Source organism: Mesorhizobium sp. M7A.F.Ca.CA.003.01.2.1, assembly GCF_003998945.1.
In the GTDB taxonomy this organism is placed as follows: domain Bacteria; phylum Pseudomonadota; class Alphaproteobacteria; order Rhizobiales; family Rhizobiaceae; genus Mesorhizobium; species Mesorhizobium ciceri.
Window position 1 is genome coordinate 1 of sequence record NZ_RZRA01001088.1, and the last position, 1,703, is coordinate 1,703.

Annotated in this window: 2 protein-coding genes; both read left to right on the forward strand. The window is 51.1% G+C overall.

The genetic code is table 11. The features are described from left to right. Window positions 1–63 precede the first annotated feature (63 nt). Window positions 64–585: an ABC-three component system middle component 5 gene (locus EN969_RS29990; RefSeq protein WP_063169621.1), complete on the forward strand. Its 522-nt coding sequence runs from the start codon at window positions 64–66 to the stop codon at window positions 583–585. Continuing rightward, window positions 572–1,703 (forward strand): AAA family ATPase (locus tag EN969_RS29995; protein WP_164758622.1); only part of this gene is annotated, 1,132 nt, incomplete at its 3' end. The genes EN969_RS29990 and EN969_RS29995, both read left to right, overlap by 14 nt.

The window sequence follows — 1,703 nt, forward strand, 5'->3', positions numbered from 1 at the left end:
TCATAACACCGCAATGGGGATGATTTACTGGCTGGCAGAACAATGTTTCGTCCGTTGGCATAAATGACTCAGCTCTCCTTTCAGCCTGCTTTTGACGCTTTTCATGCGGTTTTTAGGTTTTTACGTCTACGAAATGTGCTCGGCCCTTCGGAGGCGCTGGCCTACGATAAGTTGCGGATTCTGGATTTCTACCTTTTGTTCCCTCACAAAGTTCGGGACATTCGGCTGACAGCCCAGCATCAGAAGTTCAAAAAGCTATCAGACCGATATGCTTTTACTAAACCTTATGGCGAGCTACCCGATGCCAGGTTGGTATTCGAACGTATGCGCCCTATGCAAGCAGCGGCCATTCAAACCCTTGCCGCCAAGTCTTTGGTGAGTGTCGATGCGCTTGCGCAAAAGGAAGTTAGAGCCACAGGGTCCACAATTCCTCGGAGTCTCGCGGAACGAGTAGCCGAGATCAACGAATCTCAGTCCGACCTCATGGATTTCTTGGCCACTCTGGCATCGGACTATCCTCTGCAAGGGGATAACGGGCTGAAGGCGAGAACTGGCCTGTTGGAGCATCGATATGATGCGGTATGAGCCTACGCTGATAGTGACGCGTGTTGTGGTCGAGCGGGGTCATCTCGTTGTTTACAACGAACAGTTCCATGAGGGCGTTAATGTCGTCCGTGGTGATAATTCCTCCGGAAAATCGACTGTTTTAAATTTCATCTTCTATGGACTCGGGGGAGAACTCGCCGATTGGAGCGCAGTGGCTCGCCTTTGCACGAGAGTTGTCGTTGAGGCGCGTATAAACGGGCGCATAGTGACCCTTAGCAGAGAGATTTCCGAGTCGACCGGGCAGCAGCCAATGGAAGTTTTTGGTGGCCCATACGAGATGGCGACAGGGGCTGCCCGATCCGACTGGATACGCTATCCATATAGAGGTACGAGCAATCGCGAGAGCTTTTCGCAAGCAATATTTGGCCTCCTGGGAATTCCGGAGGTATCAAGCGATCTGTCCGGCAACATAACTATGCATCAGATACTTAGATTGCTGTACGCTGACCAGCTAAGCCCAATAGAGGACATCTTTCGTTTCGAAAGATTTGATCAAGCAAATTTGCGAGATACGGTAGGACGACTCCTTTGTGGCGCATACGATAGCGATCTTTACGATAACGAGCAAAAAATAAAGGAGTATAGCAAAGAGCTGGACAAGGTAATTGGGCAGCTACACTCGCTATTTACGATATTGGGCAGAGTAGGAGGGCCGGACCAGGGATTAACTACCGAATGGATTCAGGCTCAGAGACATAACCTGGAGAAGGACCGGGCTGCGGTTCAGACTGCGATCGAACAATCTGAGGCCGCACTTTTTTCCAGCGATGCAAAGGACCAATTCACACTGGACTCGCAAGAAACCGCTTACAGGCGGGTCCAAGAGATTCAGTCGAGCCTCGTGCGGACCCGTCAAGAGCGTGACGCCCTCACGCTTACGATCGCTGATTCCGATGCTTTCATTGTTAGCCTCCGGAACAAGATCGAGGCCCTGAAGGACTCTGAGAATGTGGTCGAAAATATCGGAGAGGTCAGTTTTCAGTGGTGTCCAGCCTGCTACGCGCCTTTGGAGGATGAGCCTGCTCCACATTCTTGCCATTTGTGCAAAACGCCATTTGACTCCGAACAGACCCAAGTACGCATTTCCGGTCTGATTC

What these genes read in the sequence shown, in the direction of transcription:
- EN969_RS29990 (WP_063169621.1), top strand. Translation starts at nt 64, where the DNA reads ATGACTCAGCTCTCCTTTCAGCCTGCTTTTGACGCTTTTCATGCGGTT.